Source organism: Polynucleobacter sp. MG-28-Ekke-A2 (assembly GCF_035012985.1).
GTDB lineage: Bacteria > Pseudomonadota > Gammaproteobacteria > Burkholderiales > Burkholderiaceae > Polynucleobacter.
In genome coordinates, this window is the sequence record NZ_JAYGQU010000004.1 from 52021 (window position 1) to 76205 (window position 24185).

25 protein-coding genes, 2 tRNA genes and 1 pseudogene are annotated in these 24185 nt (G+C 46.2%); 16 read left to right on the plus strand and 12 right to left on the minus strand.

Annotated features, from left to right (window positions below):
* Positions 1 to 19 precede the first annotated feature (19 nt).
* From pgsA to VC188_RS04170, 4 genes are all read left to right on the plus strand, one after another.
* On the plus strand, positions 20 to 595 hold the full coding sequence (gene pgsA, locus VC188_RS04155) for a CDP-diacylglycerol--glycerol-3-phosphate 3-phosphatidyltransferase (protein ID WP_216157492.1): 576 nt from the start codon (positions 20 to 22) through the stop codon (positions 593 to 595).
* Between the two features lie 116 nt (positions 596 to 711).
* A tRNA-Gly gene (locus tag VC188_RS04160) sits at positions 712 to 787 on the plus strand.
* A 49-nt stretch (positions 788 to 836) separates the two neighbouring features.
* Positions 837 to 910 (plus strand) — tRNA-Cys (locus tag VC188_RS04165).
* Between the two features lie 85 nt (positions 911 to 995).
* On the plus strand, positions 996 to 1457 hold the full coding sequence (locus VC188_RS04170; RefSeq protein ID WP_323483132.1) for a hypothetical protein: 462 nt from the start codon (positions 996 to 998) through the stop codon (positions 1455 to 1457).
* A 75-nt stretch (positions 1458 to 1532) separates the two neighbouring features.
* On the opposite strand, the gene lexA is transcribed toward VC188_RS04170, so the two are convergent.
* The gene (gene lexA / locus VC188_RS04175; protein WP_323483133.1) at positions 1533 to 2252 is read right to left on the minus strand and encodes a transcriptional repressor LexA; all 720 of its coding nucleotides are present in this window, start codon (positions 2250 to 2252) and stop codon (positions 1533 to 1535) included.
* A gap of 59 nt (positions 2253 to 2311) precedes the next feature.
* On the opposite strand from lexA, the gene VC188_RS04180 reads away from it, so the two are divergent.
* The 6 genes from VC188_RS04180 (at position 2312) to dnaB (ending at position 7522) form a co-directional block, all read left to right on the plus strand.
* A complete protein-coding gene (locus VC188_RS04180; protein WP_323483134.1) occupies positions 2312 to 3388 on the plus strand; it encodes an asparaginase in 1077 nt (358 codons plus the stop codon).
* Positions 3389 to 3522: 134 nt separating this feature from the next.
* Complete coding sequence (gene rpsF / locus VC188_RS04185; RefSeq protein ID WP_072583121.1) at positions 3523 to 3897, plus strand: 30S ribosomal protein S6; 375 nt, start codon at positions 3523 to 3525, stop codon at positions 3895 to 3897.
* Between the two features lie 59 nt (positions 3898 to 3956).
* Positions 3957 to 4250: a primosomal replication protein N gene (priB, locus tag VC188_RS04190; protein ID WP_215321607.1), complete on the plus strand. Its 294-nt coding sequence runs from the start codon at positions 3957 to 3959 to the stop codon at positions 4248 to 4250.
* A 13-nt stretch (positions 4251 to 4263) separates the two neighbouring features.
* Positions 4264 to 4536: a 30S ribosomal protein S18 gene (rpsR, locus tag VC188_RS04195; protein ID WP_011902267.1), complete on the plus strand. Its 273-nt coding sequence runs from the start codon at positions 4264 to 4266 to the stop codon at positions 4534 to 4536.
* A gap of 13 nt (positions 4537 to 4549) precedes the next feature.
* Entirely contained in the window at positions 4550 to 5002 is a 453-nt protein-coding gene (rplI, locus tag VC188_RS04200) for a 50S ribosomal protein L9 (protein WP_072583119.1), read from the plus strand.
* A gap of 69 nt (positions 5003 to 5071) precedes the next feature.
* A complete protein-coding gene (gene dnaB, locus VC188_RS04205) occupies positions 5072 to 7522 on the plus strand; it encodes a replicative DNA helicase (RefSeq protein ID WP_323483172.1) in 2451 nt (816 codons plus the stop codon).
* Between the two features lie 101 nt (positions 7523 to 7623).
* Here dnaB and VC188_RS04210 read toward each other — a convergent pair whose 3' ends face one another.
* The 11 genes and pseudogenes from VC188_RS04210 to VC188_RS04260 all read right to left on the minus strand — a co-directional run bounded on the left by VC188_RS04210 (position 7624) and on the right by VC188_RS04260 (position 18056).
* Entirely contained in the window at positions 7624 to 7890 is a 267-nt protein-coding gene (locus VC188_RS04210; RefSeq protein ID WP_323483135.1) for a hypothetical protein, read from the minus strand.
* Positions 7891 to 8008: 118 nt separating this feature from the next.
* Positions 8009 to 8392 (minus strand): annotated as a pseudogene (locus tag VC188_RS04215) (C40 family peptidase); the annotation flags it as partial.
* Positions 8393 to 8519: 127 nt separating this feature from the next.
* The gene (locus VC188_RS04220; RefSeq protein WP_215321610.1) at positions 8520 to 10181 is read right to left on the minus strand and encodes a PhoH family protein; all 1662 of its coding nucleotides are present in this window, start codon (positions 10179 to 10181) and stop codon (positions 8520 to 8522) included.
* A 232-nt stretch (positions 10182 to 10413) separates the two neighbouring features.
* Positions 10414 to 10881: a peroxiredoxin gene (locus VC188_RS04225; protein WP_215321611.1), complete on the minus strand. Its 468-nt coding sequence runs from the start codon at positions 10879 to 10881 to the stop codon at positions 10414 to 10416.
* Positions 10882 to 10922: 41 nt separating this feature from the next.
* Positions 10923 to 11840 (minus strand): polysaccharide deacetylase family protein, encoded by a 918-nt coding sequence (locus VC188_RS04230; protein WP_323483136.1) that lies wholly within the window; start codon positions 11838 to 11840, stop codon positions 10923 to 10925.
* A gap of 22 nt (positions 11841 to 11862) precedes the next feature.
* Entirely contained in the window at positions 11863 to 12909 is a 1047-nt protein-coding gene (locus VC188_RS04235) for a bifunctional UDP-4-keto-pentose/UDP-xylose synthase (RefSeq protein ID WP_215321613.1), read from the minus strand.
* Between the two features lie 47 nt (positions 12910 to 12956).
* Positions 12957 to 13826, minus strand: coding sequence for a formyltransferase (locus tag VC188_RS04240; protein ID WP_323483137.1), 870 nt, complete (start codon positions 13824 to 13826; stop codon positions 12957 to 12959).
* Positions 13827 to 14789 (minus strand): glycosyltransferase, encoded by a 963-nt coding sequence (locus VC188_RS04245; protein ID WP_216157478.1) that lies wholly within the window; start codon positions 14787 to 14789, stop codon positions 13827 to 13829. It lies immediately after the preceding gene.
* 41 nt (positions 14790 to 14830) lie between these two features.
* Positions 14831 to 15985, minus strand: coding sequence for a DegT/DnrJ/EryC1/StrS aminotransferase family protein (locus VC188_RS04250; RefSeq protein ID WP_323483138.1), 1155 nt, complete (start codon positions 15983 to 15985; stop codon positions 14831 to 14833).
* An 11-nt stretch (positions 15986 to 15996) separates the two neighbouring features.
* Positions 15997 to 17679, minus strand: a complete 1683-nt coding sequence (locus VC188_RS04255) for a glycosyltransferase family 39 protein (RefSeq protein ID WP_323483139.1) — start codon at positions 17677 to 17679, stop codon at positions 15997 to 15999.
* Positions 17679 to 18056, minus strand: a complete 378-nt coding sequence (locus tag VC188_RS04260; RefSeq protein ID WP_323483140.1) for an Mth938-like domain-containing protein — start codon at positions 18054 to 18056, stop codon at positions 17679 to 17681. Before VC188_RS04260 ends, VC188_RS04255 begins: the two co-directional genes overlap by 1 nt.
* A 79-nt stretch (positions 18057 to 18135) precedes the next feature.
* Here VC188_RS04260 and VC188_RS04265 point away from each other — a divergent pair, with 79 nt between their 5' ends.
* The 6 genes from VC188_RS04265 to moaE are packed head-to-tail and all read left to right on the plus strand — an operon-like array spanning position 18136 to position 24172.
* Complete coding sequence (locus VC188_RS04265; RefSeq protein WP_323483141.1) at positions 18136 to 19392, plus strand: pyridoxal phosphate-dependent aminotransferase; 1257 nt, start codon at positions 18136 to 18138, stop codon at positions 19390 to 19392.
* Entirely contained in the window at positions 19389 to 20699 is a 1311-nt protein-coding gene (locus VC188_RS04270) for a homoserine dehydrogenase (RefSeq protein ID WP_323483142.1), read from the plus strand. Before VC188_RS04265 ends, VC188_RS04270 begins: the two co-directional genes overlap by 4 nt.
* A gap of 19 nt (positions 20700 to 20718) precedes the next feature.
* Entirely contained in the window at positions 20719 to 22161 is a 1443-nt protein-coding gene (gene thrC / locus VC188_RS04275; protein ID WP_215321621.1) for a threonine synthase, read from the plus strand.
* A 54-nt stretch (positions 22162 to 22215) separates the two neighbouring features.
* A complete protein-coding gene (gene glp, locus VC188_RS04280) occupies positions 22216 to 23439 on the plus strand; it encodes a gephyrin-like molybdotransferase Glp (RefSeq protein ID WP_215322261.1) in 1224 nt (407 codons plus the stop codon).
* A gap of 18 nt (positions 23440 to 23457) precedes the next feature.
* Positions 23458 to 23715, plus strand: coding sequence for a molybdopterin converting factor subunit 1 (moaD, locus tag VC188_RS04285; protein ID WP_215321622.1), 258 nt, complete (start codon positions 23458 to 23460; stop codon positions 23713 to 23715).
* Between the two features lies 1 nt (position 23716).
* Positions 23717 to 24172 carry a molybdopterin synthase catalytic subunit MoaE gene (gene moaE / locus VC188_RS04290; protein WP_215321623.1) on the plus strand — a complete coding sequence of 152 codons (456 nt, stop codon included), beginning with the start codon at positions 23717 to 23719 and terminating at the stop codon, positions 24170 to 24172.
* Positions 24173 to 24185: the final 13 nt, after the last annotated feature.

The following is a 24185-nucleotide window of genomic DNA, read 5'->3' on the forward strand; positions in this document are numbered from 1 at the left end:
CTTGGTTTATGCTTATCTAATGCCTTTTAATCTACCGATCGCCCTGACCTGGTTGCGTGTTGCAGCGATTCCGCTGTTGGTAGCTATTTTTTATCTCCCCAATTCTTGGCTTACTCCGTTTGATAAGAATCTGATTGCTGCAATCATCTTTATCTCTGCCGCCATTACCGATTGGTTGGATGGTTTCTTAGCGCGCCGTTTAAAACAAGAATCTGCATTTGGTCAGTTCTTGGATCCTGTGGCAGATAAGCTTATTGTTGCTGCCGCTTTATTGGTTTTATTAAACATGGATCGCGTCCAAGTTTGGGTTGCACTCATCATTATTGGTCGTGAAATCACAATCTCCGCCCTGAGGGAGTGGATGGCTTTATTAGGGGCCGGAAAAAGTGTGGCAGTTCATATGGTTGGCAAGCTCAAAACGACTGCTCAACTCATCGCCATTCCTTTTTTATTGCTGAATGACACCTTATTTGGTTGGTTAAATTGTGCGCAAGTGGGTACCTGGTTAATTTGGATTGCCTCATTTTTAACTCTTTGGTCGATGTTCTATTACATGAAAAAGGCCTTGCCTCAGCTCGTTGGAAAAATCGACTAAGCGTTATAAAGCCCAGCCAGTTAAGCCTTTCAGGGAGATTGAGTTCCCCTAGCTTTAAGGTTTTGTGAGGAATAATGCTTTCTTGCAGATTGTTTGTTAAACTACTGCCCTGTTATGCGGGAATAGCTCAGCTGGTAGAGCGATACCTTGCCAAGGTATAGGTCGGGAGTTCGAACCTCCTTTCCCGCTCCAAGTTCGATGGGAAGCCCTCAAAAGCTTCCCATTTTTGATTCAAGAGTATGGCGCGTTGGCCGAGTGGTTAGGCAGGAGCCTGCAAAGCTTCGTACGGGGGTTCGATTCCCTCACGCGCCTCCAGTAATTTCGCTTGACGAAATAGGTAGAGCACCTAAAATACTTTCAGCATCTATAAGAAAGTCGCATCAATTCTGTAAAGCGAAAAATGATCAAACTTCACACCCTTAAACTCAGCGCTCTTACTTTGTTCCTGTCGGTATTGTTAGGAGCATGCGCTAGCTCTGGCGATTCGCCAACAGGTACCCCTCAGGAAGTTCAAGAAGTTCAGGCTCAGTTGTTGGGCGATATGCCTTTGCCGGCAGCCTCAAAAATTATTGGCGCGGATTCATTAATTATTGGTCGCGGTGATAACTGGGTCGGTCGTGTAGTTTTATCTGGTGTGCAAACGCCCACTGATATTTATGCATTTTTCCAATCTGAATATCCACGTGCCGGCTGGACAACTGTGAGCGCAGTGAAAACAAAAACGAGCATCTTGGTATTCACCAAAGGTGATCGTACTGCTACAGTGGAACTCAATGAAGGGTCATTAACTGGACCAAAGACATTGATCACGATTACTTCTTCACCAAAGAATGCTAACGTAGTGGCGCCTAGTAAGAAGTAAATCAAAAATACCGCTCTTCACGGCAGCAAATAAAAAGGCCTCTACTCAGAGGCCTTTTCTTATATGCAACCTTGCTTAAAGGCCTTCAGCCCTAATTAAGCCAACCGCTTGTCCTTCTATAGCAAAGTTGGGCTGACGATCATCTACCAAAATGTTTTTGAAGTCTGGGTTCTCTGCTTGTAATTCGATGACCATGCCATTCGCAGTTTTCTTTTGTTGCCAACGCTTCACAGTCACCTCATCATCTAAGCGAGCGACAACGATGTCACCATTACGAACTTCGGTTGTCTTTCTTACTGCCAAGTAATCGCCATCTAAGATGCCGGCATCGCGCATGCTCATACCTTTTACTTTTAATAGGTAATCAGCGCCTTTACTAAATAAATTTGGATCCACTGGAACATGCTTTTCAATATGTTCCACAGCCATGATTGGGGATCCAGCTGCAACGCGACCAATTAATGGCAATGTGAGTTGTTGTAATGCGCCTGACGGTAAAGAAAGCTGGCGGTATTTATTGCTATTGTGCGATTGATTAAATCGTTGCGGAATCCGAATGCCGCGTGAAGTACCGGGCGTTAATTCGATGTAACCTTTTTTAGCAAGCGCGCGCAAATGTTCTTCGGCGGCATTGGCAGAAGCAAATCCGAGTTGAGTAGCTATTTCTGCACGAGTGGGCGGCAGACCACTTTCATCGATGGCCTTATTAATCAACTCCAAAATCTCATTCTGACGTGGAGTGAGCTTGGGGAGGGCAGTCAGCTCCTCCGGAAAATCGACTGTGTTTATGTCCATACTGGGATTGTATACAGCAGTATTTGATAGATCAAGCTATTTAAGGGGGATAATGGGGTATGAGCTCTCAACAAAATACTCCTGAAACTTCACCCCATATCTTGGTGTTGGGTATGGGTGGCACGATTGCCGGTTTGGCGCCGAGTCCAGCTGAAAATCCTATGCTATATGAAGCTGGCCAGGTCGAAGTGGCCTCCTTGCTTACCCATATTCAGTCTGCCGTTCCTGAAGGCATCAGCTTGGTTTCAAGGCAGGTTGCTAATATCAATAGCCGCAACCTGACAGAGTCTTTATTGACCTTACTGGGCGAGACTGTAAGAGAGGCCCTTGCTAATACCTTGGTTAAAGGGATAGTGGTCACTCACGGAACTGACACGATTGAAGAGACGGGTGTCTTTTTGCAGCTGACTTGCGGAAAATATGCTCAAAATTTAGGCAAAAGAGTCATCTTGACTGGCGCTATGTTGCCGTCCAATGCCCCTAAGGCGGATGGCCCATCCAACTTGCTGGACGCTATTCGTTGGGCTTCAACACCTATTGATAACTGCCCTGGCGGTATTTATGCCGTTATGGATGGCAGGGGTTGTTTGGCTATGGATCTGGCAAAACGCCATGGTAGCGCCCTCAATGCACCCATCCAAGCTTCTCCTAGTAGCTCAGTTGGGTTGATTAATCCATCTTGGCTGTCAGGTGTTAAGGCGGTTCAGGCCCTTTGGAGTGAAGATTTACCCATTCCTAAAGAGGGTGAATGGCCTTGGGTAGAGATATTGACTAGCCATGCAGGCGCTCGCTCAGAAACGATTACCCATTGGCTGAACTCCAAAGTAAAGGGCTTGGTCCTTGCGGGCTCTGGCATGGGAGGCTTTCATGATGCCTGGAGAGATTCCCTTGGTGCGGCAGTAAAACATGGAATTGCCTTGGTGAGGACTACTAGAACGGGCGCAGGTGAAACCCTGCTCGATTTGCCTGAAAAGGATATTGCTGGGTGCTTAGCTTCAGGTAGTCTGACTGCCCCGAGAGCCAGAATTGCACTCCAACTCTCTCTGAATGCCGAAAAACAGGCTCAAATAGCTGGTAAATCCCTGACTTGGCAGGATTTTTTTGCTAGAATAGCGGTCTTGCCTGTAATCCGGTAAGTGCTGAAAAGCAGCTGTAAAAGTGTTGTTAGCAGTACCTACAATTTGTTACTACCTTGTCACACTGGCGCTGAGTTCACAACCATCAGAACTTAGCAAGACGCCCAGGTGACTGTATCCTTAAGGAGTGTTAGATGCGTCATTATGAAATCGTCTTTATCGTCCATCCGGACCAAAGCGAGCAAGTGCCAGCGATGATCGATCGTTACAAAGCTACATTAGCAGCTGCGGGCGGCAAAATTCATCGTATGGAAGACTGGGGTCGTCGTCAGATGGCTTACATGATCGACAAGCTTGCTAAAGCCCACTACGTTTGCATGAACATTGAGTGCGACCAGAAAACTCTGGAAGAGCTCGAGCATGCGTTCAAATTTAACGATGCTGTTTTGCGTCACCTCATCATCAAGACTAAGAAAGCTGAAACAGAGCCTTCCATCATGATGAAAGAAGTGCAACGTGAAGAAGCGCGTAAATCTGCTCAAGCCGACGCTCCTGTAGCGACAGCCTAAGTTAGAAATTTGAAGAGGAATACACAGACTAGAAAACGTATCAGAGAAGCGGAGCGGCGTTGAATCATTTCACCCTCACTGCGATCTTGGTATCTAAAGACGCGATTCGATTTACACCAGCAGGAATACCGGTGATGCATTGCCAGCTAGAACATAGCGGCCAAGCAAACGAGGTAGGAGTGGCAAGGAAAATTCAGATGAACGTTGAAGCCATCACAATCGGTCCGATACAAAAGGACTTAGAGCGAATGGATTTAGGGGCTGAGGCAGTGTTTGAGGGATTCTTAGCACCCAAGACTCTACGTAATCAAAGACTTGTTTTCCATATTACCCATATTCAATTGAAAAATTAAAGAGGAAATCATCATGGCGTTTGGAAAGAAACCCGATTTCAAAAAGAAACCAGCTCAGAACCCATTGTTCAAGCGTAAGCGTTATTGTCGTTTCACTGTTGCTGGCGTAGAACAGATTGATTACAAAGATGTAGATACATTGAAGGACTTCATTGGCGAAAACGCTAAGATCACTCCTGCTCGTTTGACAGGCACAAAAGCTAAATATCAGCGTCAGTTAGACACTGCTATTAAGCGTGCTCGTTACTTGGCTTTATTGCCATTCTCCGATCAACATAAGAAATAATTGGGAGCCCTCAATGCAAATCATTCTTTTAGAAAAAGTAACTAACCTGGGCAACCTTGGCGATGTAGTTCGCGTTAAAGACGGTTTCGCTCGTAACTTTTTAATTCCACAACGTAAAGCGCGTCGTGCAACTGAAGCGGCGATTGCTGACTTTGCAGTTCGTCGTGCTGAGTTGGAAAAATTAGCTGCTGAGAAATTGGCTGCTGCTGAAGTAGTTGGCGCAAAGCTCAAGGACTTGGTTCTCGAAATCGGTCAAAAAGCGGGTGTTGACGGTCGTTTGTTTGGTTCTGTAACCAATCACGACATCGCTGATGCTTTGAAAGCTAAAGGCTTCACAATTGAGAAGTCTTCAGTACGCATGCCTACTGGCCCATTGAAAATGGTTGGTGATCATCCTGTAGCGGTTGCCGTTCATACCGACGTAGTTGCAGATATCACTATTCGTGTAGTTGGCGAGCAAGCTTAAGTTTTAGATCTGTAAACTAGCCTCATGGCTGAATCCCGTTCACGTTCCGTTACGCTGAATCCCGGCATGATGGGTTCTGGGGATGCAGTCGTGCAGGCTTTAAAAGTTCCGCCGCATTCTGTAGAGGCCGAGCAATCTTTGCTCGGCGGTCTACTGATCGATAACTCCTCTTGGGATAACCTGGGTGGAGTATTAAACGACAAAGATTTCTATCGCCCCGAACATGCTTTGATCTACAAAGCAATTGCTCGTTTGGTTGGCGACAATCATCCTGCTGACGTCATTACCGTTCATGATGCAATTAAATCTGAGCAGGGTGGTGATTTGGTTGGTATTGATTACCTAAATTCATTGGCGCAAAACACTCCCAGTGCAGCGAATATTAAAGGCTATGCCGATATCGTTCGTGACCGCAGTATTTTGCGTCGCTTGATCGAAGTTTCAGACAGCATCGTTAATTCAGCATTCGTTCCTGAGGGGCGCACTGTAAGAACTTTGTTGGATGAGGCTGAATCACGGATTCTTCAGATTGGTGAAGAGGGTAGTCGCAAGGCCGACTATCTTGAGATTGAGCCTTTGCTCAAAGCTGTTGTTGCCCGTATTGATGAGCTTTATAACCGCCAAGGCGGTAGCGACATCACTGGTATTGCCACGGGCTTTATTGATTTAGATAAGCAAACTAGTGGCCTGCAAAAAGGCGACTTAGTGATTGTTGCGGGTCGTCCTTCTATGGGTAAGGCGCAACCACTGGATGCAAAAGTGAAAACGGTTGATGGCTGGAAGCTGATGGGTGATCTGAAGTTTGGTGATCGTCTCGCCTCTGTCGATGGTCAGCATTCAATGGTCACCGGTATTTATCCGCAAGGCATGAAGCAGATATATAAAGTAACTTTTTCTGATGGTCGTCAAGCGGAGTGTTGTGACGAGCATTTATGGCGTGTGATGTATCGCGATTGGTCCGAGCCACGTATTATCAATACCACCCGATTAATGGAAATGCTGCAATGTGTTCGATATAAAAATAGATTGTGGATTGATCCGGTCTCAGGCGATTTCGGTCATTCGAATGCATTGCCAGTCCATCCGTGGGTTTTGGGTGCGTTGCTTGGAGATGGAACTTTAGCTCTGTCTCACAGCTCGGTGATGTTTTCAACCAAGTCCCCTGAGCTTGTAGAGCGCATGAATTTACTTGCAAACTACGAGATGGAGTTAGTTCACGCTAATGCTTATGACTGGAGATTAGTCTCAAAAGAAAGAATTGCTGCTAATGGCCAAAGAGCGGCCGTAAAGACAAATTTTTTCAGGTCTGCATTGCAGGATATCGGTATTCTTGGCTGCAGAAGTTTTGATAAACACATTCCAGCAACTTATCTTGAGGCGAACAAGAATTCTCGTCTTGCATTGTTCCAAGGTCTGATGGATACCGATGGTTGGATTGAGAAATGGGGCTCTATTCGCTTTTGTACAGCAAGCAAACAATTATCTGAAGATGTTGCAACTTTAGCCAGATCTTTGGGTGGTTTTTGCTCAATAGCGCATAAGCAGACAAGCTTCACCTACAAGGGTGAAAAGAAGCAAGGTCGCCTAAGTTATGTTTTAAATATGAGTTTTGACCCCGGTTTTCAAGCGTTTACTCTGCCTGAAAAGACTGAAAGATTAAGAGCAAGTTGGGATCGCCAACGTAGACTTTCATTCAAGAGTATTGAGCCGTCTAGGATGTCTGAAGCGCAATGTATTTCAGTAAGCCATCCTCAAAGAACTTACGTAACGAATGATTATGTCGTTACTCACAACACTGCATTTGCCTTGAATATTGCTGAGAACGTTGCATTGGCAGAAGGTTTGCCTGTTGTGGTTTTCTCCATGGAGATGTCGGGCGAACAATTGGCTGCCCGTTTATTGGGTTCGGTAGGGCGCGTAGACCAGAGTCGCATGCGTACCGGTAAGTTGCAAGATGATGAGTGGCCGCGTGTCACTGATGCCATTGCACGTTTAAGTAATACCCAAATTTTGATTGATGAGACCGGCTCTTTATCTAGCTTAGAGTTGCGCGCACGCGCACGCCGTATCGCCAGAAACTTTGGTGGTACTCTTGGTTTGGTAGTGATTGATTACTTGCAGTTGATGAGTGGCTCCGGTTCTGAAAACCGCGCAACCGAGATTTCAGAAATCTCCCGCTCCCTCAAGTCTCTTGCAAAAGAACTGCAGTGTCCTGTAGTTGCGCTCTCACAGTTAAATCGTGGTCTTGAGCAACGCCCTAATAAGCGTCCAATCATGTCAGACTTGCGTGAGTCAGGCGCTATCGAGCAAGATGCCGACTTAATTATGTTCATCTATCGTGATGAGGTTTATCACCCGGACACTACCACCGATAAAGGTATGGCTGAGATCATCATTGGTAAACAACGTAACGGTCCGATTGGAACTGTGCGCTTAAGTTGGCAAGGTCCATATACTAAGTTTGACAACTTAGCGATGGGCTCTGTTGGATACTCTTCTGGTGGATACGAGCCTTTTTAAATCCAAATAAGAAAAAAAATTGCCCAAAGAAAAAGCCTCACAGTGTGAGGCTTTTTTAATGCAAGAAATTAATCAGATCAAAATAGATTCAATAATTAATCTTATTTTCCGCCTTCACATTTCTTGATTGAAGCTGCTTTAGCAGCACCGTACAGTGGCTTGCCATCTTTGCTAATTGCTTTAGCTTCACAGCCATTTGCTTGAGCTCCGCCCATGCATTTTTTAATGGAAGCATCTTTAGCTGCGCCATAGAGGGGTTTACCTTCTTTGCTTACTGCTTTAGCTTCGCAAGCCGCTTGGTCGGCGAAAGCGTAGGTGGGGAGCGCAAAACTCAGTGCAATACTTAAAGCGATGATGATTTTTTTCATGACATCTCCAATTGTGAGTACTTCTTTTCGTGGACTGCTTAATAAAATACTGTAATCTAAATTAAGCTATTAGGAAATATGGGGAAAGTGCTATTAACCCTAAAGAATGTCAATATCAAGGCGCCATACGACGTGCTTCAGTAAATTTAGATGCCCAATAGGGTGATGTGATGTAATCCAGGCGTACTGTTCCTCCGGCACTAGGGGCATGTACAAATCTGCCTTGTCCTACATAAATTCCAGCATGAGAATATTTCTCACCAGTGGTATTGAAGAATACTAAATCACCTGGTGCAGGAGGCTGACCTTCAATACTTCTACCTTTGGTGCTCATCAATTGAATAGTGCGGGGTAGTTTTACCCCAGCCGCTTTGTTATAGACATACACAATCAACCCACTGCAATCAAAACCACCTTTTGGGGTATTACCGCCATAGCGATAGGGCACATCCACCAAGCCTACGGCTGCAATGGAGATATCTTCAGTGCCGACGCTAGTGTCTTGCTTAAATTGAGAAACCTTGGAAGATGATCCTGATTTACCGCTAAATGTGCTGCATCCGCTTAGGATGAGTAAGCTACAAATAAAAATGCCGCACCCCAGGAGAGTGCGGCATGAGAGGGATTGCTTAGAGTGCGTCAGCAGCATGATCCGCAAGGCGTGAGCGCTCACCGCGAGCCAATGTCACATGACCGCCGTGACGCCAGCCTTTGAAGCGATCCACCACATAAGTTAAACCAGAGGAGCCTTCTGTTAGGTAAGGTGTATCAATCTGGGCGATATTACCTAAGCAAATAATTTTGGTTCCAGGGCCTGCACGGGTTACCAGGGTCTTCATTTGTTTTGGGGTGAGGTTTTGCGCCTCATCAATGATGACAAACTTGCTCACAAAAGTTCTACCGCGCATAAAGTTCATGCTCTTTACTTTGATGCGGGAGCGAATTAACTCTTGAGTTGCAGCACGACCCCATTCACCAGCGCCGCCATCTTCATTGCGCTGTAATACCTCAAGGTTATCGTCAAATGCACCCATCCAAGGTTGCATCTTTTCTTCTTCGGTGCCTGGAAGGAAGCCAATATCCTCACCCACAGGGACGGTGGCACGTGTAATGATGATCTCGTTATAGCGTTTGCTGTCGAGGACCTGCTCGAGGCCGGCAGCCAGTGCAAGCAAAGTTTTTCCGGTACCAGCCTGTCCCAATAGGGTCACAAAGTCTACATCTGGGTTCATGAGCAAATTCATGGCAAAGTTCTGCTCGCGGTTACGCGCAGTCACACTCCAAACATTATTTTTCTGATGAGAGAAGTCTCTGAGTGTTTGTAAGAGAGCGGTCTTCCCATTAATTTCTCTAACCTGTGCGTAGAAAGGCGTAGAGCCATCTGGATTTTCTTGATAGACAAACTGATTGACCAGCATGCTTTGTACGGATGGTCCGGTGACTCTATAGAACATGGTGCCAGATTTGGAGTCAGCCCAGCTTTCCATATCCTTGCCATGCTTAGGCCAGAAATCTGCATTCAGTTGCATGACTCCGGCATACATCAAGTCGCGATCCTCTAAAACTTGGTCATTGAAATAATCTTCAGCCGGTAAGCCAAGTGCGCGTGCCTTGATGCGCATATTGATATCTTTGGATACCAATACCACTTCTTGACCCTTACGAGTTTTTTGTAGCTCGCTGACTACTGCCAAAATCAGGTTGTCACCTTTACCTTCGGGCAAACCCTCCGGTAATGCTTGCGTAGAGAATTTGGTTTGGAAGAAGAGGCGACCGGTGACATCTTGGTTGCCCAACTTGTTCAGGGGAATGCCCTCATCTAGAGTGCCGCTTGTTCCGGCAATCAGTTGGTCCAAGGATCTGCTGACAGTGCGGGCATTACGAGCTACCTCGGTCATGCCCTTCTTGTGGTTATCCAGCTCTTCTAGAGTCGTCATCGGTAAATAAAGGTCGTGCTCTGAGAAGCGGAATAGGGAGCTTGGATCGTGCATCAATACGTTGGTATCGAGAACAAATAAGCTTGGCGGTCCAGTACGAATCACGCGTTTAGGTTTTGCGGGTGTAGACGCCTTACTTTCGTTTCGCACATTAGAGGTGGGGCGATGATCCGCTTTGATCTTTTCGAGAGCTACTTCTGCAGCAGATAAATCTTCCTCTGCGTCATTAGTCCAATCAACGGCTTCCACTACCACCGGTTTTGCTAGAGCGGGTCGTTTCTTTAAGTCGGGAGTATCTTTGCGACTGAGTTTGACTTGATCAGCAATTTGAGTGGGGATTGGGGGCAGTGGCATGGACTCTCCTAAAAGAAAAAACCGCCAAGCGGAGTGCGTTGACGGTTTATTACGAAACTAGTTGCAGTGATACTTGAAAAACGGAGGGGGTTGCTCCCCGTACCTGATCTGAGATATTCAGGTTTCTGAATCAAACGGATTGTCAGACTTTCCCGTCGTTTACGGTGCATATGAATCACTTTACCCCAAATTTTGGGGTTTGCAAGCACCTCTGATCAAATTATTGTAAAAATTATTTAGTGGCTTGGGCAGCTTGTAATACCTCTGTCACATGACCGGGAACCTTCAGGCCGCGCCACTCTTTTGCTAGCTTGCCAGTAGAGTCAAATAGGAAGGTGCTGCGCTCAACGCCACGGACTTGTTTGCCATACATATTCTTCATCTTCATAACTCCAAAGATCTGGCAAAGTTTTTCTTCCGTGTCAGCAACTAGCTCAAACGGGAGCTCTAGTTTGCTGCGGAAATTGTCATGTGACTTAAGGCTATCTCGTGAAACACCTACTACCAGAGTATTGGCTTTGGTAAATGCTTCAATGTTGTCTCTAAATTCTCCAGACTCAGCAGTGCAGCCCGGCGTCATATCTTTAGGGTAGAAGTAGAGCACCAGTTTTTTGCCTTTTGTAGAATCTGGTGAAAACGTCAATCCAGAAGTTGCTGGAATCGCACACTGCGGCATGGGTTTACCGATAGCTACTGTCATGATGATCCTTCGTTGGTTGTCTCTAATGCTGATTAAATTAATTAGTTATTTTGAATGATTAAATCACCGCTACGATTGGGTATTTCACCCCAGGTCAGCGGTAGTACAGCTATTTTATCGAGTTGCTTGGTGGCTTCCCAGGATTTATGAAGCTCGCCCATAGTGACGAGCTCATGACCTTGATTTAGCCATCCAGCTAGCAGCTGCTCGAACGCAGGCAATAGCTTTTGCCCCTCTAGTTCAGCGTGCAATGTGAATACTTGGTCATTTGGATTGCTTTGAGTGATTTCTAGTAACTTTTTTACTGCGCCAAATTCATCTGCGCCATCGATGCCAATAAGTTCATCAAAGGTGGGGAGTGTGGTTGGGTACTGAACATGCTTTGCTTTTCCTGAAGGAAGTGCAAGGCGATAGGGCATGAGATTGGGTTCAGCTCTGCCATCAGAGGAATAGGCAATGCCCCATTGATCGAGTTGCTCAAAGGCGGCGGCGTTCATTTGCCATCCTGCAGCACCATAGGTCACTGGTGCATGACCAAAAATTTCTATAAAACGATCCCAGCTTTTTTGCATCATCGCTTTTGTCCAGGATGCATCTTGATTACGAACTGCATCTTGCCAGGCAACGTGATCCCACGTATGAATGCCCGTCTCATGACCTGCTTTATCAATGACGCGCATTTCTGCGGCAGCTTTCTTGCCAATATCCGGTCCAGGAATGAGGACGCCATAGAGTAAGGTCCTAATCCCATAGTGCTCCACAACAGAGGTACGGCTAACTTTTTTCAGAAAGCCTGGGCGAAAGACGCGCTTTAAGGCCCAGCCGGTGTGGTCAGGCCCAAGACTAAATAGAAAGGTGGCTTTCAGGCCAAAACGCTCAAGAGTACGAGCTAGATTCGGTACGCCTTCTTTGGTGCCGCGTAAGGTATCTACATCAACCTTGAGAGCTATCTTTGCCATGTACCTTTGAGTTTACTTTTGCTTATTCTTTGTCGACTAGGTGACGTGCTTTTTCTACGTCTCCACGATAGGCTTCAAAAATGTTCTTGAGCGCATCAGTCATCGTAGTGGTTGGCTTCCAACCCAATTCGCTCATCGTATTGTCAATTGCTGGAACACGATTTTGAACATCTTGATAGCCTTCACCGTAGTAAGCACCCGAAGTAGTTTCTACAATCTTCACTTCATTCGCATTCTTTGCGTACTCAGGAATGCTGCGAGCAATTTCCAACATTTGATTGGCTAGCTCACGAATAGAGTGATTGTTCTTTGGATTACCGATGTTATAAATCTTGCCATTAGCAATACCATCTTTGTTATCGATAATATGCATCAAAGCATCGATACCATCATCAATATAAGTAAAGGCACGTTTCTGTGCGCCACCATCAACAACGTTGATGGATTCGCCGCGAACGATATGACCTAAGAACTGAGTCACAACGCGGGATGAGCCTTCTTTTGGTGTGTAGATACTATCTAGACCAGGGCCAATCCAGTTAAATGGGCGGAAGAGAGTAAAGCGCAAGCCTTCCATGCCATAACCCCAGATCACGCGATCCATCAATTGTTTGGAACAAGCGTAGATCCAGCGCGGCTTGTTAATTGGGCCATAAACCATATTCGATTTGGTAGGATCAAATTCACCATCCTCACACATTCCATACACTTCAGAAGTTGATGGGAATACCAAATGCTTTTTGTATTTGACTGCAGAGCGTACGATCGGTAAGTTGGCTTCAAAGTCGAGTTCAAATACTTTGAGTGGTTGTTGTACATAAGTTGCAGGCGTTGCAATCGCCACTAAAGGCAAGATGACGTCGCATTTGCGAATGTGATATTCAACCCATTCTTTATTGATGGTGATGTCACCTTCAAAGAAATGCATGCGTGGATGATTGATTAAATCACCAAGGCGATCGTTTTGCATATCCATGCCGTAGACATCCCAGTCGGTTGTCTCGAGAATGCGCTTGGAAAGGTGGTGACCAATAAAGCCGTTAACACCAAGAATGAGTACTTTTTTCATCTCTACTGCCTCGTTTTAATCTAATTTGCTATTGCTGAATTTTCTACTTATTTGCTTGCTGGAAACCATTCCAATACTTCAACTGCTTGATGGTCGCCACAAATGCCGAATACCCGATTATCAACCACTTGGATGCCACAAACCCCAAGATTGAGCTTGCCTGGAAATGGCCCGTTTAGGCTGGTGCGGGCCACAATCATGGTTTTGCCGTCATGGTTGCTAAAGGCGCCTGGATAAGGGGGTGCAACAGCCCTAACCAAGTCGTGGACCTGTTTGGCAGTCTGATTCCAATGAATTTGCCCGTCTGCAGGCTTTCTACCGCCAAAATAACTGCCTTTTTGGAGCTCGTTCGCCTTGCGGGGAACAATTCCATTTAGAAGGCTAGGCAAGACCTGATCGATCACGCTCACGGCAGCCTGACTGACCTTAGCAAATACATCAGTAGCAGTTTCATCTGGGCCGATGCTGACGGCTGCTTGCCCAACAATATCTCCTGCATCCGGTTTGGCTTCCATGACGTGTAAAGTTGCGCCGGTCTCTGTTTCGCCATGCAGAATTGCCCAATTAACTGGTGCGCGTCCGCGATATTTTGGAAGTAGTGAGCCATGCATATTGAGTGCGGCAATTTTGGCGCAATCCAAAATCTGCTCCGGAATCATGAAGCGATAGTAGAAAGAAAAAATATAGTCAGGAGCTAACGCTTGGAGCTTGGGAACTAAATCTATTAATTCATTAGCGCTTGGAGTAATGTAAGAAATATTTTTTTCTTGGCAAAGTTTTGCAACGCTCCCAAACCAAACATTCTCATTGGGATCATCCTGATGGGTTACTACGAGATCAACTTGTATGCCAGCATTGAGAAGTGCTTTGAGGCAGTTGACGCCAACATCGTGATAGGCAAAGACGACTGCGTGCAATTATTTTTTCTCTAAAACAGTTTGCACCACATAGCGGGGACGCTTGCGGATTTGCTGATAGATACGGCCAATATATTCACCTAAAAGACCGAGCCCAAAGAGCATTACACCAATCAGGAAGAAGGTTAGGGCGAATAGGGTAAATACCCCCTCAACCTCAGCGCCCAGAAGGAAGCGACGCACTAGCAGGTAGACGAACAAGCTACCAGCCGCAAGTGATAGAAGCATGCCGAGTATTGAGAAAATCTGCAATGGCATGACAGAGAAGCCAGTGACTAAGTCAAAGTTCAGGCGAATCAATTGGTACAAACTGTATTTGGATTCACCCGCAAAACGCTCTTCGTGTTTGACAGTAATTTCGACTGGATTTGCAGAGAAGGTATATGCCAGTGCCGGGATAAATGTATTACTCTCATCGCATTGACGTACTAAGTCAACAATGCGACGGCTATAGCCACGCAACATACAACCTTGATCAGTCATCGTGATGCGCGTAATATTTTCGCGCAAGCGATTCATAACGCGTGAAGCGAATTTTCTGAAGAAACTATCGCGGCGATCGGCGCGAATAGTGCCTACGTAATCATGACCCTTTAATAGCTGCTCAGTTAAAGCATCAATTTCTTCGGGAGGATTTTGTAGGTCTGCATCCAGAGTAATGATGTGTTCGCCTTTGGCGTATTCAAAGCCAGCCATGATGGCCATATGTTGGCCAAAGTTGCTGTGAAATAAAACGGCACGGGTTACATCAGGACGTAACTCGACTTGCTTGGAAAGAATGCCAGCAGATCGATCTTTGCTACCGTCGTTAACAAATACAATCTCATAGGTGATCTTGCGTTTGGCAGACAGGACATCCAATGCCGGATAAAGGCGATCAAATAGAGCCTGAAGACCATCTTCCTCGTTGTAAACGGGAATAACGATGCTGAGTATTGGGTTGGCAACTAAATTTGCAGTCATGCTGCAATTTTGCCTGATTCTTTGGGTTTAACCCAGGAACGCTAGTTTTTGCGGTATTTCTGCAAAATTCCGATCAATCCACTGGCTATACGGGCAATATCTTCATCTGCCATTGCGGGAAATAAGGGGAGGGTGAGAATAGATCGACCAATGCGTTCGGCAACCGGAGTGTCTGAAGTTTTGTAGCCCTGGTTTTTATAGAGAGTGAACCCAGTAATTGCGGGGTAATGAACGCCAGTGCCAATGCCCAAATCTTTTAACTCCGTCATCACTTGAGCGCGATCAATGTTGAGCTGATCAAGTGGCAAAATAACTTGAAACATATGCCAGTTACTATCAGTGAAATTTTCTACTGGAAGTTCTAATCTCAAGCCTTCCAATCCAGCAGATTTCAGTTTGGCACGAAGCATATCAAAGTATTGGCGCGCGAGTTCGGCACGACGTGTTTGATAAGGGGGAAGTTGCTTGAGCTGTTCAAGACCGATGGCTGCATTCACATCGGTCAAGTTATCTTTGCCGCCCAATACATCAACATCCATGCCGTCCATGCCTTGACGGGTTAATCCTTGTAGGCGGAATTTCTCAGCCAGCTTTGCTTCGTCGAGATTATTGAGAACAAGGCAGCCACCCTCAATAGTGGTGAGGTTCTTATTGGCCTGGAAGCTAAAGCTCACCAGGTCACCAAAGCTGCCAATCTTCTTGCCTTGCCACTGCGAGCCAAAGGCTTGAGCTGCATCCTCAATCACGCGAAGCTTGTGTTGTTTGGCTAGCGCATAGAGTTGATCCATATCAACAGGTAATCCAGCTAAATAGACCGGCATGATCGCGCGTGTCTTTGGCGTGATTGCAGCCGCCACTTTATTCAGATCAATGTTGCGTGTAATAGGATCAATATCCACAAATACTGGTTTGGCACCAACACCTAAAATCACATTAGAAGTTGCGACCCAAGAAATTGGGGTGGTGATCACTTCATCGCCATTGCCAATGCCGGCAACTTGTAGAGCGATCTTCATGGTCGCTGTCCCATTTGCAAAACAGCGCACAGGACGGTCACCAAAGTATTGGCTTAGGGTTGCCTCAAACTCTGCTAACTTCGGTCCAGATGTCACCCATCCTGAACGCAATACCTCTGAAACAGCATCAATGGTTTCTTGATTGAAGCTCGGGCGCGTGAAGGGGATGAAGTTTGACATGGTGTCCTATATTACTGCGAGATATCTGGATGCTTGACAATGACCCTGCGTGAATCACGATCGACCTCCTGCATTGGGAAGCCCTGGGTCTTAAGCGCATCAAATTGCTCTGGAACCATGATGGCGTAGGCCGTTTGATCTTCTTGCCAGCGGGTAATAAAGGCGTTTAATGTCGGCATCCAAAGTTCTGGCTCTTGCTTAACCCCAAACTCAAGCTCATCGGGTGATTCAACCATGATCATTGTTCTGCCTAAATAGAAAGGCACAGTGTGATCTAGAAGACGCACTGAATAGAAGTTCACTTTTTCTGGAATAGAGGCTTTGACTCGCTCTACTAGATCGATACCAGAAACTGCGCGGCCCAATGTCTCGTGACCTGTTCCCGCGATGATGGCGCAGAGAAAGAACCCACAAGCAAAGCTGACGATGCTTTGAATGCCATTGCGCTTGCTTTGCCATGCAGCGTAAGCGCTAAAGCTGACAAGCGCTACTAATGCGGCAATCACCCAATAGGTATATTGCGCATAAGCTTCAATCTCATCAGGTCTTGCTTGTTTGCCAATGGCATCTAAAAAGAAAAATCCAACACACCCCAAAATTGCAAAGCAAAGTGTCTGTAATTTCCATGGCAATGCCATGGTGTTGGTGTGACCAAGCAAGCGATCTAAACGATTGCCAATAATTAAAGCGAGCGCTGGGAAAACGGGGATGATGTAACCCGGTAGCTTAGAGTGCGATACGCTAAAGAATGCAAAGATCACAGCAAACCAGCAGACTAATAACCAGCCTGCTGAGAATTCGCGGCGGCGCTCGCTCCATGCTTGTGCAAGCGCCCCAGGGGCCTGCAGAATCCAGGGGAGTAAGCCAATCAGGAGTAGCGGTACAAAGTAGTAAATGGGGCCCGTTCTACTGTGATCATCTTGTGTGAAGCGTTGTAGATGCTCGTGAATAAAGAAGAACTCTAGGAATTCAGGATTGCGTTGAGCCACCAATACAAACCAAGGGGCAGTGATAGCTAAGAACAAAATAGTTCCACTAAATAAACGTAAGCGCGTCCAGATTTTCCAGTCCCATGTACTAATGGAATAAGCAATAAAAACCATTGCAGGAATCGCTGCGCCAATAACTCCTTTGGATAGTGTTGCTAGCGCCATAAAAATCCAGCAAGCCCACATCCAGTTGCAACAGTGATTTTTGTTATGGGAAGTTTGTGCAAGCAAGAGGCTGCAAAGAGCCGCCACTAAAAATGAGGACAAGCCCATGTCGAGAGAATTGAAGTGACCGCTGATAATCCAGATTGGGCTCGATGCCAATACAACGGCAGCCAACCATCCTGCTCTCGCATTGAAGATGCGCGCACCAGTAAAGCCGACTAAAAGAATAGTTAGGAAACCCGTTAGTGCTGTCCAAAGGCGCGCTTGCCAATCGCCAATACCAAATGCTTGAAATGCGGCGGCAGTTGCCCAAGCTTGAAGAGGGGGTTTTTCAAAATACTTGTAACCGTTGTAACGCGGGGTAATCCAATCACCGGTAACCAGCATTTCTCGTGCTATTTCTGCATAGCGGCCTTCATCGGATGGGATGAGGTGGCGGTAATTGAGGGTGCCAAACCAAAGCAAGCCGTAAATAATGACCAGCAGCAAAATCTTTCCTGGGTGCAGGGCTGATGACTGCCGAATTTGGCCAAATTGCATTAAGTGGGTTCCACTATCAGGGCAAGCACGACCTGACGACCCTCGCCGACTAGGATGTTGTAAGTGCGGCAGGCGGCTTTAGAATCCATGATTTCAAAGCCAATTTTGGCTGCAATCAAGGATTTAAGGAGTTCTGGCTTGGGAAAGCGCTGGCGGCTACCGGTCCCAATGAGGACTAATTCTGGTTTTAAATCAACCATTTGCGCGAAATGACTGGCTTCTAAGCTATCAAATGTTTGCGCAGACCAGTTAGAGATGGCGCCGTCCGAGCTGAGTAGGACCGCATGGTCGTAAGGGATCTTATTGATCTCTACGTAGCCATCGCCATAGCCAGTGATCGTATTCGCTCCGGAATGGGGGTCAGATTGAAGCTTCAAGTGGACTCTCTGTCATAATTATGTGGATTATAGCTAGCTGTTTTTTCTCATATTTCAAGAACTTACCCTTAAATTTATTGTGAAACCGATCCTAAAGTCCCAAAAGCTCAATAACGTCTGTTACGACATACGTGGGCCGGTGCTTGAGCTTGCTCAGCGCATGGAGGAGGAGGGCCACAAAATCATCAAATTAAACATCGGAAACGTAGGGGTTTTCGGTTTTGATCCTCCTGAAGAGATTCAGTTGGACATGATTCGCAATTTAAGCAATGCCTCAGCTTATTCTGATTCCAAGGGAATTTTTGCTGCTCGCAAAGCCATCATGCAGTATTGCCAAGAAAAGGGCATTCAAGGTGTGACCTTAGATGATGTCTATACCGGCAATGGTGTTTCTGAGCTCATCGTTCTGTCGATGAACGCACTCTTAAATGATGGCGATGAAGTTTTAGTTCCAACACCAGATTACCCGCTTTGGACTGCTGCAGTCAGTTTGTCGAGTGGCACACCAGTGCACTATCTTTGTGATGAATCCAAAGAGTGGGCACCTGACTTAAACGATCTCCGTAAAAAAATTACACCGCGTACCAAAGCGATTGTGGTGATCAATCCAAACAATCCTACTGGTGCGATTTACTCTAAAGAAGTGTTGCTTGAGTTAACTCAAATTGCTCGTGAGCATGGTTTGATTTTGTTTGCGGATGAGATTTACGACAAGATGTTGTACGACGGTGAGAAGCATCTTTCATTAGCTTCTTTGTCTACAGATGTAGTCATTATTACCTTCAATGGCCTTTCTAAAAATTACCGTTCCTGCGGCTACCGTGCTGGCTGGATGGTAGTTTCAGGCGATAAAGAAATGGTCCGCGACTATATCGAGGGTCTCAATATGTTGGCCTCAATGCGCTTGTGTGCGAACGTGCCAGGTCAGTATGCTATCCAAACAGCATTGGGTGGTTACCAAAGTATTAATGATTTGGTGGGTGAGGGCGGCCGCCTTGCAAAGCAACGTGATCTTGCATGGAAGCTTATAACTGATATTCCAGGCGTGACTTGCGTAAAGCCAAAATCTGCTTTGTATTTATTTCCAAAGCTAGATCCCGAGGTTTATCCAATTGAAGATGATCAGCAATTTGTAGCCGATCTTTTGAAAGAAGAAAAAGTATTGTTAGTGCAGGGCTCTGGTTTCAACTGGGGCAAACCTGATCACTTCCGTGTAGTGTTCTTGCCTCACGAAGATGTTCTCAAGGAAGCTATAGGCCGCCTTGCCCGTTTTCTGGAGCGTTATCGTAATAAACACAGCCGTAAGGCTTCTTCAACTGCAGCAAAGGCATCATGAAACCGATTCAAGTAGGTCTGTTAGGTATTGGCACTGTTGGTGGTGGCGTATTCACTGTTCTCGAGCGTAACCAGGATGAAATTACTCGTCGTGCTGGGCGCGGCATTCGTATTAATACAGTTGCTGATTTAAATGTAGAACGTGCCAAAGAATTGGTTAAAGACCGCGCACAAGTGGTAAGTGATGCCCGTGCCGTGATCAATAACCCAGAGATCGACATCGTTGTTGAGCTTATTGGTGGTTATGGCATCGCTAAAGACTTGGTTCTTGAGGCAATTGCCGCAGGTAAGCATGTAGTTACAGCTAATAAAGCATTGATTGCTGTTCACGGTAACGAAATCTTTAAGGCTGCGCATGCTAAGGGCGTGATGGTTGCCTTTGAAGCTGCCGTCGCAGGCGGTATCCCCATTATTAAAGCCTTGCGTGAAGGTTTAACTGCAAACCGCATCGAATGGATTGCCGGCATTATTAACGGTACAACCAATTTCATCTTGTCAGAGATGCGCGATAAAGGTTTGGATTTCGGCACCGTGCTTAAAGAAGCACAACGATTGGGTTACGCAGAAGCGGATCCAACTTTCGATATCGAAGGCGTTGATGCAGCACATAAAGCTACCATCATGAGTGCGATTGCATTTGGTATTCCAATGCAGTTTGAAAAAGCACACATTGAAGGCATTACTAAATTAGATGCGATTGATATTAAATATGCCGAACAATTGGGCTATCGCATTAAGTTACTTGGTATTGCCAAGAAAACGTCAACTGGTGTTGAGTTGCGTGTGCACCCAACTCTCATTCCTTCCAAGCGTTTGATTGCAAACGTTGAGGGCGCCATGAATGCCGTTCAGGTATTTGGCGATGCTGTAGGCACTACTTTGTATTACGGTAAAGGTGCTGGCTCAGAACCAACGGCCTCAGCAGTGATTGCCGACTTGGTGGACATCACTCGTTTATTAAGTGCTGATGTAGAACATCGTGTACCTTACTTGGCTTTCCAGCCAGATGCTGTGCATGACACGCCAGTATTACCAATTGGCGAGATCACTACTAGCTACTACTTGCGCTTGCGTGTAGCTGATCAGGCTGGGGTGTTAGCGGATATCACAAAGATCTTGGCATCACACGGTGTTTCCATCGATGCGCTCTTACAAAAAGAGGCTGATGAAGGTGAAAGTCAAACTGATTTGGTAGCCCTCACTCATGAGACCAAAGAAAAGAACATGCTTGCCGCGATTAAAGAGATTCAGAATCTCAAGACAGTTGCTGGCGAAGTGGTGAAGATCCGTTTAGAAAATCTGTCTTAAGTAAAACTTAGCAAAATACATGCGTTACCAATCTACTCGTGGCAATAGTCCACAACAATCCTTCTTAGAAATTTTGTTGGGTGGATTGGCGCCTGATGGCGGCTTGTATTTGCCTACTCAGTACCCACAAGTTACTGTAGCGCAGCTAGATGCTTGGCGCGGCTTGTCATACGCCGACCTTGCTTATGAAGTATTGAGCCTATATTGCGACGATATTCCTGAGACAGATTTACGGGCAATCTTGCGTAAAACGTATACAGAGCAGGTTTACTGTAATGGTCGCGCTCAAGACAATGCCAAAGACATTACGCCTTTGCATTGGTTGGGGGAAGAGCAGGGAACACGTATCGGTCTATTGAGTCTTTCAAATGGCCCAACCTTGGCTTTCAAAGATATGGCCATGCAATTGCTTGGCAATCTTTTTGAGTACGCTCTCAAGAAGAAAGGTCAGCAGCTCAATATTTTGGGCGCTACATCTGGTGATACGGGTAGCGCAGCTGAATATGCGATGCGCGGTAAAGAGGGTGTGAAGGTGTTTATGCTTTCTCCCCGCGGCAAGATGAGTGCGTTTCAATCTGCACAGATGTATTCCTTACAAGATCCCAATATTTTTAACTTAGCAGTAGCTGGTGTCTTCGATGACTGCCAGGATATCGTTAAGGCGGTGAGCAACGATCACGCTTTTAAAGCGAAGAACCAAATTGGCACCGTGAACTCCATCAATTGGGGTCGTGTAGTGGCTCAGGTGGTGTACTACTTTCAAGGCTATCTACTGGCCACTAAGTCCAGCTCTGAAAAAGTCTCATTTACCGTACCATCCGGTAACTTCGGCAATGTCTGCGCTGGTCATATCGCCCGCATGATGGGTTTGCCTATCGAGCATCTCATCGTTGCTACCAATGAAAACAATGTATTGGATGAATTCTTTTCCACAGGCGTCTATCGTGCACGTAAGTCTGCTGAGACGTTGCATACTTCCAGTCCTTCGATGGATATCTCTAAGGCCAGCAACTTCGAGCGCTTTGTTTTTGACTTCATGGGTCAAGATGGTAAAGCAACTGCAACCATGTTCAAGCAAGTGGATGAGGCGGGTGGTTTCGATATCTCAAAAGAGACAGTCTTTAAAGATCTGGGTAAATACGGTTTCCAATCTGGCCGTAGCACTCACGAGAATCGTTTAGAAACAATTCGTGATATTGATCAACGCTATGGCGTCATGATTGATACCCATACCGCTGATGGCGTGAAAGTGGCTCGTGAGCATTTGCAAGCTGGAATCCCGATGATCGTCCTTGAGACGGCGCTCCCCATTAAGTTTGAGGAAACAATTGAAATTGCTTTGGGTCGTCCAGCAGAATGTCCGCCAGCATTTAAAGACATTAAATCTAAGCCACAGCGCGTAGAAAATATCGATGCTGACGTGAATCAAGTTAAAGCATTTATTACTACACATCTAAGTTAATTCTTAACTTAGAAAATTTAAGCAATAAATAATCACTCTATGACAAAGCCACCGATGTTGACTGCTCAGCAGGCTTTAGATCACTTACTTTCTCATTCTCAAACTGTTGGTGAGAGTGAGAATGTTGCTATGCAGGCCGCTTTAGGCCGGGTGCTTGCTGAAAACGTCAGCAGCCTTGTTGATGTCCCTCCACTCGATAACACTGCGATGGATGGATATGCGGTTCGCTCTGCTGATATTGTTACTTCAGGAAAATCACTCAAGATTGCGCAACGTATTCCGGCTGGATCGATGGGAACCCCATTAGAGTCCGGCACTGCCGCTAGAATTTTCACAGGAGCCCCTGTGCCTCCTGGTGCGGATGCAGTCGTGATGCAAGAGGATTGCACACTAGAGGGTGAAAGCGGTCAAGTGACTATCAATACTCCTCCAACAGCAGGTCAGTGGATTCGTCGTAGAGGCGAAGATCTAACTGCTGGCAAAACTGCTCTTACTGCAGGTACTTTCTTGCGCCCACAAGAGTTGGGCGTAGCTGCTTCAGCGGGCTTGACTCACTTAAGTGTTAAACGCCGCGTCAAGGTCGCCGCCTTTTTTACTGGCGATGAATTAGCTCTTCCTGGCGAGCCATTAAAACCAGGCGGCATTTATAACTCCAATCGCGACACTTTATTGGCCTGCCTTAAATCTTTGGGTTGTGATGCCACTGATTTGGGTATCGTCCCAGATCGCTTAGATGCAACCCGTGCAGCATTGCGTAAAGCCAGCAAGGACCATGATTTAATTATTACCTCTGGTGGTGTCTCAGTTGGCGAAGAAGATCACATCAAGCCAGCAGTTACTGCTGAAGGAAGATTGGATCTGTGGCAGATCGCGATTAAGCCAGGTAAGCCATTAGCGTTTGGTGCGGTCCGAAAATCAGACGAACCTAAGGATGGTGAGGCTTGGTTTATTGGTTTGCCAGGTAATCCGGTATCTAGTTTTGTAACTTTCCTATTGTTTGTACGTCCTTTTATTCTGAAGTTGCAGGGTCGTGAAGCTAGTCTTCCTCAGTCGTATTTAATGCGCGCAGATTTTGATTGGTTGAAAGCCGATCGACGCAATGAGTTCCTGCGTGTCAAATTGAATAGCAATGGCGGCTTAGATTTATTTCCTAATCAAAGTTCTGGCGTGCTCACTAGCGTCTCTTGGGGTGATGGTCTGGTTGATTGCGCGCCAAATCAGCCAATTAAAGCTGGCGATTTGGTGAAGTACATCCCATTTGATGCACTGCTCAAGTAATCGGTTTACGATTAGCTCATGAAACTCGAATTACGATTCTTTGCCTCACTACGTGAATCGCTTGGCATCTCGCAAGAGAGTATCACCATCCCGGCGACAGTAAAAACCATTGCCGATCTCAGAGCGCACCTCATTGAACGTGGTAATCCATGGTCTGAAGTCTTAGCAAATGGCAAAGTCTTGCGTTGTGCCTTGAACCAGCACATGGTTGATGCAAATGCAGCATTGCAAGATGGTGCTGAAGTAGCTTTCTTTCCTCCGGTAACCGGGGGCTGAAATGCCAATCAAAATTCAAAAAAGCGATTTTGATGTCAGTGCAGAAATATTGGCATTACGTAAAGGTGATCTGCGAGTAGGTGCGGTAGTTTCCTTCTTGGGCACCGTGCGAGATATGAATGACGGTAGCCAGGTAAGAGGTATGACGCTTGAGCATTACCCCGGCATGACTGAAAAAGCACTCCAAGAAATTCTTGATCAAGCTAAATCACGCTGGGATATATATCAGACATTAGTGATTCATCGTGTTGGACCTTTACTGCCCGAAGATCAAATCGTATTAGTGGCGGTTACTAGCGCACACAGAGGCGAAGCATTTGCTGCCTGTGAGTTCATCATGGACTACCTCAAGACTGCTGCCCCCTTCTGGAAAAAAGAAGATACCCCTGAAGGTTCTCGCTGGGTTGATGCCCGCGTCACCGATGAGGCTGCAATGGCTCGTTGGAAGCAGAGCTAATTCCATTTTCCTT

Excerpts from the sequence above, each read along its gene's own strand:
- pgsA (WP_216157492.1), top strand. The coding sequence starts at position 20 with ATGCCTTTTAATCTACCGATCGCCCTGACCTGGTTGCGTGTTGCAGCG.
- VC188_RS04170 (WP_323483132.1), top strand. The coding sequence starts at position 996 with ATGATCAAACTTCACACCCTTAAACTCAGCGCTCTTACTTTGTTCCTG.
- lexA (WP_323483133.1), bottom strand. The coding sequence starts at position 2,252 with ATGGACATAAACACAGTCGATTTTCCGGAGGAGCTGACTGCCCTCCCC.
- VC188_RS04180 (WP_323483134.1), top strand. The coding sequence starts at position 2,312 with ATGAGCTCTCAACAAAATACTCCTGAAACTTCACCCCATATCTTGGTG.
- rpsF (WP_072583121.1), top strand. The coding sequence starts at position 3,523 with ATGCGTCATTATGAAATCGTCTTTATCGTCCATCCGGACCAAAGCGAG.
- rpsR (WP_011902267.1), top strand. The coding sequence starts at position 4,264 with ATGGCGTTTGGAAAGAAACCCGATTTCAAAAAGAAACCAGCTCAGAAC.
- rplI (WP_072583119.1), top strand. The coding sequence starts at position 4,550 with ATGCAAATCATTCTTTTAGAAAAAGTAACTAACCTGGGCAACCTTGGC.
- dnaB (WP_323483172.1), top strand. The coding sequence starts at position 5,072 with ATGGGTTCTGGGGATGCAGTCGTGCAGGCTTTAAAAGTTCCGCCGCAT.
- VC188_RS04210 (WP_323483135.1), bottom strand. The coding sequence starts at position 7,890 with ATGAAAAAAATCATCATCGCTTTAAGTATTGCACTGAGTTTTGCGCTC.
- VC188_RS04220 (WP_215321610.1), bottom strand. The coding sequence starts at position 10,181 with ATGCCACTGCCCCCAATCCCCACTCAAATTGCTGATCAAGTCAAACTC.
- VC188_RS04225 (WP_215321611.1), bottom strand. The coding sequence starts at position 10,881 with ATGACAGTAGCTATCGGTAAACCCATGCCGCAGTGTGCGATTCCAGCA.
- VC188_RS04230 (WP_323483136.1), bottom strand. The coding sequence starts at position 11,840 with ATGGCAAAGATAGCTCTCAAGGTTGATGTAGATACCTTACGCGGCACC.
- VC188_RS04235 (WP_215321613.1), bottom strand. The coding sequence starts at position 12,909 with ATGAAAAAAGTACTCATTCTTGGTGTTAACGGCTTTATTGGTCACCAC.
- VC188_RS04245 (WP_216157478.1), bottom strand. The coding sequence starts at position 14,789 with ATGACTGCAAATTTAGTTGCCAACCCAATACTCAGCATCGTTATTCCC.
- VC188_RS04250 (WP_323483138.1), bottom strand. The coding sequence starts at position 15,985 with ATGTCAAACTTCATCCCCTTCACGCGCCCGAGCTTCAATCAAGAAACC.
- VC188_RS04255 (WP_323483139.1), bottom strand. The coding sequence starts at position 17,679 with ATGCAATTTGGCCAAATTCGGCAGTCATCAGCCCTGCACCCAGGAAAG.
- VC188_RS04270 (WP_323483142.1), top strand. The coding sequence starts at position 19,389 with ATGAAACCGATTCAAGTAGGTCTGTTAGGTATTGGCACTGTTGGTGGT.
- thrC (WP_215321621.1), top strand. The coding sequence starts at position 20,719 with ATGCGTTACCAATCTACTCGTGGCAATAGTCCACAACAATCCTTCTTA.
- glp (WP_215322261.1), top strand. The coding sequence starts at position 22,216 with ATGTTGACTGCTCAGCAGGCTTTAGATCACTTACTTTCTCATTCTCAA.
- moaD (WP_215321622.1), top strand. The coding sequence starts at position 23,458 with ATGAAACTCGAATTACGATTCTTTGCCTCACTACGTGAATCGCTTGGC.
- moaE (WP_215321623.1), top strand. The coding sequence starts at position 23,717 with ATGCCAATCAAAATTCAAAAAAGCGATTTTGATGTCAGTGCAGAAATA.